This window comes from Desulfosporosinus paludis (assembly GCF_045689965.1).
Classification (GTDB): Bacteria; Bacillota; Desulfitobacteriia; order Desulfitobacteriales; family Desulfitobacteriaceae; genus Desulfosporosinus; species Desulfosporosinus paludis.
The window spans coordinates 2877501-2885000 of the sequence record NZ_CP144211.1; the positions used below are offsets into that span (position 1 = coordinate 2877501).

Below are 7500 nucleotides of genomic sequence, written 5' to 3' on the forward strand. Positions count from 1 at the left end.
ACTTCACCCCAATCATCGGCCCCACCTTCGACGGCTAGCTCCCTTGCGGGTTACCTCACCGGCTTCGGGTGTTGCAGACTTTCGTGGTGTGACGGGCGGTGTGTACAAGGCCCGGGAACGTATTCACCGCAGTATGCTGACCTGCGATTACTAGCGATTCCGACTTCATGCAGGCGAGTTGCAGCCTGCAATCCGAACTGAGACCAGCTTTCTCGGATTGGCTCCACTTCACAGCTTCGCTTCCGTCTGTACTGGCCATTGTAGCACGTGTGTAGCCCAGGACATAAGGGGCATGATGATTTGACGTCATCCCCACCTTCCTCCGGTTTATCACCGGCAGTCTATCTAGAGTGCTCACCACTACGTGTTAGCAACTAAATACAGGGGTTGCGCTCGTTGCGGGACTTAACCCAACATCTCACGACACGAGCTGACGACAACCATGCACCACCTGTCTCTCTGCTCCCCGAAGGGCACTCCCTTGTTTCCAAGAGATTCAGAGGATGTCAAGCCCTGGTAAGGTTCTTCGCGTTGCGTCGAATTAAACCACATGCTCCACCGCTTGTGCGGGCCCCCGTCAATTCCTTTGAGTTTCAACCTTGCGGCCGTACTCCCCAGGCGGAGTGCTTATTGTGTTAACTCCGGCACAGAAGGGGTCGATACCCTCTACACCTAGCACTCATCGTTTACGGCGTGGACTACCAGGGTATCTAATCCTGTTTGCTCCCCACGCTTTCGCGCCTCAGCGTCAGTTACAGTCCAGAAAGTCGCCTTCGCCACTGGTGTTCCTCCACATATCTACGCATTTCACCGCTACACGTGGAATTCCACTTTCCTCTCCTGTCCTCAAGATACCCAGTTTCCGATGCACTCTCAGGGTTGAGCCCTGATCTTTCACACCGGACTTAAATACCCGCCTACGCGCCCTTTACGCCCAATAATTCCGGACAACGCTCGCCCCCTACGTATTACCGCGGCTGCTGGCACGTAGTTAGCCGGGGCTTCCTCCTTAGGTACCGTCATGTCCCCTCAATATTTTCAAGAAGACCGTTCTTCCCTAAAGACAGTACTTTACAATCCGAAGACCTTCATCATACACGCGGCGTTGCTCCGTCAGACTTTCGTCCATTGCGGAAGATTCCCCACTGCTGCCTCCCGTAGGAGTCTGGGCCGTGTCTCAGTCCCAGTGTGGCCGTTCACCCTCTCAGGCCGGCTACTGATCGTCGCCTTGGTAGGCCTTTACCCCACCAACCAGCTAATCAGACGCGGGTCCATCCATCATCGATAGCATCTTCAGAGGCCATCTTTCCTTATGCTTTGATGCCAAAGCTTAAGCGTATCCGGTATTAGCCCTCGTTTCCAAGGGTTGTCCCGGTTTGTTGGGTAGGTTACCCACGCGTTACTCACCCGTCCGCCACTAAAAATTCTCTAAGTAAACTTATTGAATTCTCCGTTCGACTTGCATGTGTTAGGCACGCCGCCAGCGTTCGTCCTGAGCCAGGATCAAACTCTCCAAAAAAGTTATCTCTACTTCTTTGTTTGAAGTTGATATCTTGCTCTTGATTTCTTTGTGGAACTCTTGCGAGTTCCTCTCATTGGCTGTCCTTGTTGTTTAGTTTTCAAAGACCATGGATGTACTCGTTATCCCGCAGTAGTAAACCTCAGAGGCAGTTAAGCCAACTCGGTATGTCTTGCGGCGCTTAACTATAATAGCATTTTTAAAGCACCTTTGTCAACCATTATATGCAATATTATTTTTTATGTTACATCTATTACTTAATCCATAAGAAAATTGCAATTTACCATTTAACTGCGTTTACTATAAACTATTGTAATATTTTACAGAAAGGAGAATGCAACGAACGCCTAGTGATATCAGTAAATTTCTAAATCAAAAAGTCTGGGCTGTAATTGGAGTTTCGGAGAACCATTCTAAATTCGGTTATAAAATATACATTCAACTTAAAAATAAGGGTTACTCAGTTTACGCTGTTAATCCTAGGCTTAATAGTATCCAAGGAGCCCCTTGCGTTCCCACACTTTCCGCATTAGCAATAAAGCCTGATGCGATCAATGTTGTCGTTCCGTCACAAATAACCGAACAAATTATTCAAGAGTGTATTGACTTAGGGATAAAACGTGTATGGATGCAACCTGGCAGTGAAAGCACTAAGGCAATTTCTAACGGAGAAAGCCATAGAGTTGCTGATTTATAACGAATGCATTCTTATCGAAACTCGAAATACCGTTAGATAAAAAAATACGACTATAGATAGAATAATAATAAAGGAGTTCCTCAATAAATTGATTATTAAAAAACCGCACCATTAGTGCGGTTATATCGTCTTATGGAGCGGGTGATGGGAATCGAACCCACGTAGCTAGCTTGGAAGGCTAGTGCTCTACCATTGAGCTACACCCGCATATTTGGTAGCAGGGGGGGGATTTGAACCCTCGGATGAGCGGGTATGAACCGCTTGCCTTAGACCGACTTGGCTACCCTGCCATGGCTCCCCGAGTAGGACTCGAACCTACAACCTACCGGTTAACAGCCGGTTGCTCCACCATTGAGCTATCGAGGAATGTATCTGGCGGAGAAGGAGGGATTTGAACCCTCGCGGCAGTTACCCACCCTAACGGTTTAGCAAACCGTCCTCTTCAGCCACTTGAGTACTTCTCCACGAAAATAATTCTTATTTGGTGCGGAAGACGGGACTTGAACCCGTACGGAGTTACCCACACGCCCCTCAAACGTGCGCGTCTGCCAATTACGCCACTCCCGCAATTATGGAGCCATTGACCGGGATTGAACCGGTGACCTTATCCTTACCAAGGATACGCTCTACCAACTGAGCTACAACGGCATCTTATTGTTTTACTGGTGCGCTCGGAGAGATTCGAACTCCCGGCCTTCTGATTCGTAGTCAGACGCTCTATCCAGCTGGGCTACGAGCGCACATTTTGGAGCGGGTGACGAGATTCGAACTCGCGACTTTCACCTTGGCAAGGTGACACTCTACCACTGAGTTACACCCGCGGGCGAGTTGGTGAGCCATCCGCGACTCGAACGCGGGACACCCTGATTAAAAGTCAGGTGCTCTACCGACTGAGCTAATGGCTCAAATGGCTGGGGTGGGAGGATTCGAACCTACGAATGCCAGAGTCAAAGTCTGGTGCCTTACCACTTGGCGACACCCCAGCGATATATATTAAATCCAGGCATTCCCGAGATTTAATAACTTGGTTGCGGGGGCCGGATTTGAACCGACGACCTTCGGGTTATGAGCCCGACGAGCTACCGCTGCTCCACCCCGCGACAATATTGCGCCAAAGCACGTCACATGATGTACTTCTGGCTGTTCTAACGTCATCGGCTCTTGCCTTTTTAAGGGCCTTGACCTCTGACTTCAGATTTCTGAAATGGTGGGCAGGGATGGATTCGAACCATCTTACCTCGCGGAACAGATTTACAGTCTGTCGCCTTTAACCACTCGGCCACCTACCCAATAGGATTAATGTTTAAATGTGGCGACCCCGATCGGACTTGAACCGACGATCTCCTGCGTGACAGGCAGGCATGTTGACCACTACACCACGGGGCCGTAATAATGGTGGGCGATGACAGGGTCGAACTGCCGACATCCTGCTTGTAAGGCAGGCGCTCTACCAACTGAGCTAATCACCCTAATATTTGATTTGGTGACCCGTACGGGATTCGAACCCGTGTAACCGCCGTGAAAGGGCGATGTCTTAGACCGCTTGACCAACGGGCCACTGCTTTTGAGAACTTTTTTAGTATAGCTGAACGTCGCCAAAATGTCAACAACTTTGTAATTATTTTTTTAAAAGTTTTTTTGATAACTTTATAGCTCAAGTTTACCCAAACATTCGACAGAGTATTTTCTTCAAATATGACAAACACTACCTCATATTGAGATTTGTTCGCAATGAAAATGAAAGGGAGAGATGCTCGGCCTTCCCATTTCCCTCTTCACATTTGGCCCCGTACCTAAAACCTAGGATGCCCTCAGCACCTTAGTTGAAATGTAATGACATGGAGTCTAGGAACAACTTCTTTGCTTGATTGAACCAAAGGAGGATGCTGACCTTCAAAATGCGAAACTGCAAGCCACATTTGAAAGGGCTGTAGCGTTTCTTAAAGAAGGTTGCTACAGCCCATAATAAATTATTCCAACATCTTGATGTTTTTTATTCGTATTTTTTATTTAGATATTTTTTCTTTAAATAACTAGAATAGCAAACTGCCAAAGGGTTATGACCCAAACTACGGTCTTTGACTGCATACGTAGTAACAGGGGCCTCTGAGTACTTATTAAACAACATATCATGCCCGACGCACAGCCCGACCGCTAAGTTCAATTCGGTCTTATCATTATTTAACACTTTTGCTTGAAGAATCGGGTCACAAACAATCTCGGTCTTATCTTGATTAACTTTAGGAATTTCATAGTCTTCCTTTTTAAGTCCACCTATTTTACAACATGTTGAATAAACTTCAAAATGTTTCGATAAAATCTGTTCCAATATCCCAGCTTCTTCAGCTAATCCTACACAAAAAGCCATACCAATTTTTTTATAGCCCATTTTCTTTGCGAACATTATTACTTCATCAAGTCGACTCAAGTTATTCCCGTACTCTGCTTGGAAACAGCCGCTTAATCGGTGAAATGGTTTATTTGATTCCTCGTAACATTCTTCTAAAGTATACTTGCCTCCTGTACAGTCAAACCCTTCCTTGTCACACATATTTTTAGTCTTCATCTTGCACGATGCACATTTCATCTTAAGACCCCCTCTTCAAACCTATCACTATTATACTAAATTAAATAGTAACGCCTACTAGTAGGAGCATATACTTTAGACCAATATAGAATAAAACAATTGATAAGAAGATCTTCATGTAACGAGCATTAATATACTTCGAGACACGAGCAGCTACGACCGTTCCGATTGCAACCCCAATCAATTCAAACAGAAGGAATTTCACATCCACGTGACTACCCATAGAAATGTAGTTAAGAATACTCGTCGAGGAAGACACTAGAATTGAAAGAACCGATGTTCCTGCGACAATATACATAGGGAATCCCATTACGCTGGTCATAAATGGAACTAACAGAAATCCACCACCGACACCTAGGGAAGCAGAAATAATTGCTACGATGAGTCCGGTAATAAAGACGGTCACAGCACTATACTTAAACTCTTGCCCAGCAAATGTAAATGTATTCTGTATCCCTATTTTGTTAAAATTCACACCTATTTCCTTGATTTCATTCATTTTACCGGAGGCCTTAAGTTCTTTGACTTTTGCGGCAAATAACTCGTTGGCTGCTTTTACCCCTTTTTGACCCGCTATAAACTTTGGAGTACATTCGTAAAAGATTCGGAATGAAATTGCCAATGTGAAAAAACCAAAATAAGGTTGGAAGGTCGACATTTCTTTTAGAAGCGATGACGAAAGAGTTGATCCAATCATTGCACCGGCTATGCCGCCTAACCCCAGAGCGACAGCAGTAGGGACCACAATTCGCTTTTCTCTGAGATAAAGTGGCGTTCCCACGATCGGACTTACAAGGGTTAAAATCTGATTCATTGGCTTAACCATATTCGCCTTTTTGAGCCCAAAAAGGCTCATATGTCCTACCCCCGCCAGAATTCCTCCAGCAGCACCAACAGATGTGAAAACATAACCGACGAAGATCCCCCAAAGGATCAGGGCTATCGGACTAGCATCTACACCAGCCATTGTGAAATGCATAAATATCTTCCTCCAATATAATTCTTTAATGAGTTGTCGATAGTCTTCTGAAAACAGTAATTCCGAATTGGAACAATCTATTCCAGATTTTCCTAGCAAACAGTTGCCCGAAATTGAACATTAGATATACGATTAGGTATCCCCCAAGTATATTGACGTTCCGGTTTATGATTGGGATGGTAATGCTTGACCATTTAAGACTAATTAGCCATATTATGAGGACGTGAGGAACTAATTTGTAAACTGAGTCGACAACTATTGCTGTCAAGTAATCAAAAAATACTTCCTTCATCTCTACCTGAAGAGATTTATAGGCTGCAGTATCACCTATCTCTACCGCGACATTTGAAAGTTCATCTAACTCTTGATATCTACCCTTTAAACGTTGTATTTTTTCTCGATGCGGGTCTTTAAAAGATTTCACTATTTTAGAAACTTTGGCCATAGAAAACGCCTCACTTGCCAATAGTGTTAATAAAAGGCTAAACCAATTTTCCCTTGCGCCTCCCTTCACAAAGCATTAGCCTACTATCTTTATCTAGAAGGATAACAAATTGTCATATGTATTTTTGTCTTAGCATTGACAAAATTTTTGTCAATATATTGACCATATTATTGTCATGCTTAAGACCTATTATTAGTCATTCCAGTGACCTAAAATATGTCGTACGAATGACTCTATTTATTTCATGTCTTATGCTATAACCTTGTCATGTTCATGACATGTAGATACCGCCCTATTAGCTCCGCCAACTCTATAAAAAATTAGAGACTAGCGTAATAAGCCAGTCCCCTTTATACAATCCATTTCATTAATTTATCTGCATCAAGAATATACATTTCTCGTCCTTCAATGAATATGCTGTTCTCCTGTTTAAACGTATTGAGAAGCGATGTCACAGTTTGTCGTGAGGTACCGATCATACAGGCTATTTCCTCATGCGTCAAGCGTAAGGTAATCTTTGTACCAGCTTCAGTTTCTACCCCTGCTCGTTCGGACATTTTTAAAAGCAACATAGCAAGTCTGCCAGGAACCTGCCAACATACCATTTCTTGAATAATAGCTTCAGCTTCACGCATTCTTATCCCCAAAGTGGTTGCAACCTTAATCGCTATGGAGGGCTGCCGCACTAGTAATTCTTCAAACCGTGATTTACGTACGACAACTAGGGTAGAATCGTTGATAGCACCGGCAAAACAGGTACGCTCACCATGATATAAAGTTTCAGCCAACCCCATAAGCTGTCCTGGGCTTCGCATACTTCCAACCGTAACCCTTCGTCCATCGGGAGTAATCCGATAAATCTTAACGAAACCCTTCTCAATTAAGTATATCCTATCAGCTGTATCTCCGGCTGAAAAAATAATTTGTCCTTTAGGGTAATGAACCACTGTCCCGTATTCCCTAATGAGATTTTTCTCATGTTCGTCGAACGTTAAAGCTTCATAATTAATATTTTCCATAATATCTTCCTCCAAACAATAACAGTTTAACACACTTCCTGTAAAAGATACTACAATAAATCCTTGATATCATGCAAAAATAGAATAGATATACCCATTGTATATAAAAACAAAACATTTTATGTTACATTATTCATAAATTCTAACCTTTGTAATAATTGACTAATTGCCGCGATGCTTTCTTGCAATTAATATAACTAATTGCAAGAAAACTATTACAAGTTAATCTTTGCTTGTACGACAGTCGGGCGTGG

General features: G+C 43.9%; 5 protein-coding genes, 15 tRNA genes and 1 rRNA gene (1 of these 21 cut by a window edge). 1 reads left to right on the forward strand and 20 read right to left on the reverse strand.

All coding sequences use genetic code 11. The annotated features are described in order from the left end of the window. A 16S ribosomal RNA gene (locus tag VZF35_RS14410) occupies positions 1 to 1519 on the reverse strand; it reaches 47 nt to the left of the window's first position. A 334-nt stretch (positions 1520 to 1853) separates the two neighbouring features. On the opposite strand from VZF35_RS14410, the gene VZF35_RS14415 reads away from it, so the two are divergent. Next, positions 1854 to 2216, forward strand: a complete 363-nt coding sequence (locus VZF35_RS14415; protein ID WP_407305839.1) for a CoA-binding protein — start codon at positions 1854 to 1856, stop codon at positions 2214 to 2216. Positions 2217 to 2349: 133 nt separating this feature from the next. Here the strand turns inward: VZF35_RS14415 and VZF35_RS14420 are convergent. From VZF35_RS14420 to VZF35_RS14510, 19 genes are all read right to left on the reverse strand, one after another. Further along, a tRNA-Gly gene (locus tag VZF35_RS14420) sits at positions 2350 to 2423 on the reverse strand. A 5-nt stretch (positions 2424 to 2428) separates the two neighbouring features. After that, positions 2429 to 2506: transfer RNA gene (locus tag VZF35_RS14425), tRNA-Ile, on the reverse strand. Between the two features lies 1 nt (position 2507). Beyond that, a tRNA-Asn gene (locus VZF35_RS14430) sits at positions 2508 to 2582 on the reverse strand. 7 nt (positions 2583 to 2589) lie between these two features. Beyond that, positions 2590 to 2680 (reverse strand) — tRNA-Ser (locus tag VZF35_RS14435). A gap of 18 nt (positions 2681 to 2698) precedes the next feature. Next, positions 2699 to 2783, reverse strand: a tRNA-Leu gene (locus VZF35_RS14440). A gap of 5 nt (positions 2784 to 2788) precedes the next feature. Beyond that, positions 2789 to 2864 (reverse strand) — tRNA-Thr (locus VZF35_RS14445). Between the two features lie 15 nt (positions 2865 to 2879). Continuing rightward, a tRNA-Arg gene (locus tag VZF35_RS14450) sits at positions 2880 to 2956 on the reverse strand. A 6-nt stretch (positions 2957 to 2962) separates the two neighbouring features. Beyond that, positions 2963 to 3037 (reverse strand) — tRNA-Gly (locus VZF35_RS14455). An 8-nt stretch (positions 3038 to 3045) separates the two neighbouring features. Further along, positions 3046 to 3121: transfer RNA gene (locus VZF35_RS14460), tRNA-Lys, on the reverse strand. A 3-nt stretch (positions 3122 to 3124) separates the two neighbouring features. Further along, positions 3125 to 3199, reverse strand: a tRNA-Gln gene (locus VZF35_RS14465). A gap of 42 nt (positions 3200 to 3241) precedes the next feature. Beyond that, positions 3242 to 3316, reverse strand: a tRNA-Met gene (locus tag VZF35_RS14470). A gap of 105 nt (positions 3317 to 3421) precedes the next feature. Further along, positions 3422 to 3505, reverse strand: a tRNA-Tyr gene (locus VZF35_RS14475). A gap of 21 nt (positions 3506 to 3526) precedes the next feature. Beyond that, positions 3527 to 3602, reverse strand: a tRNA-Asp gene (locus VZF35_RS14480). Positions 3603 to 3609: 7 nt separating this feature from the next. Beyond that, positions 3610 to 3685: transfer RNA gene (locus VZF35_RS14485), tRNA-Val, on the reverse strand. 12 nt (positions 3686 to 3697) lie between these two features. Next, positions 3698 to 3773: transfer RNA gene (locus tag VZF35_RS14490), tRNA-Glu, on the reverse strand. 436 nt (positions 3774 to 4209) lie between these two features. Next, on the reverse strand, positions 4210 to 4803 hold the full coding sequence (locus VZF35_RS14495; protein ID WP_407305841.1) for a DUF1847 domain-containing protein: 594 nt from the start codon (positions 4801 to 4803) through the stop codon (positions 4210 to 4212). A gap of 40 nt (positions 4804 to 4843) precedes the next feature. Then, positions 4844 to 5782, reverse strand: coding sequence for a sulfite exporter TauE/SafE family protein (locus tag VZF35_RS14500; protein WP_407305843.1), 939 nt, complete (start codon positions 5780 to 5782; stop codon positions 4844 to 4846). Between the two features lie 25 nt (positions 5783 to 5807). Then, positions 5808 to 6248 (reverse strand): hypothetical protein, encoded by a 441-nt coding sequence (locus tag VZF35_RS14505; protein ID WP_407305845.1) that lies wholly within the window; start codon positions 6246 to 6248, stop codon positions 5808 to 5810. Between the two features lie 329 nt (positions 6249 to 6577). Next, positions 6578 to 7246, reverse strand: coding sequence for a Crp/Fnr family transcriptional regulator (locus VZF35_RS14510; protein WP_407305847.1), 669 nt, complete (start codon positions 7244 to 7246; stop codon positions 6578 to 6580). Between the last annotated feature and the right edge of the window lie 254 nt (positions 7247 to 7500).

Excerpts from the sequence above, each read along its gene's own strand:
- VZF35_RS14415 (WP_407305839.1), top strand. The coding sequence starts at position 1,854 with ATGCAACGAACGCCTAGTGATATCAGTAAATTTCTAAATCAAAAAGTC.
- VZF35_RS14495 (WP_407305841.1), bottom strand. The coding sequence starts at position 4,803 with ATGAAATGTGCATCGTGCAAGATGAAGACTAAAAATATGTGTGACAAG.
- VZF35_RS14500 (WP_407305843.1), bottom strand. The coding sequence starts at position 5,782 with ATGCATTTCACAATGGCTGGTGTAGATGCTAGTCCGATAGCCCTGATC.
- VZF35_RS14510 (WP_407305847.1), bottom strand. The coding sequence starts at position 7,246 with ATGGAAAATATTAATTATGAAGCTTTAACGTTCGACGAACATGAGAAA.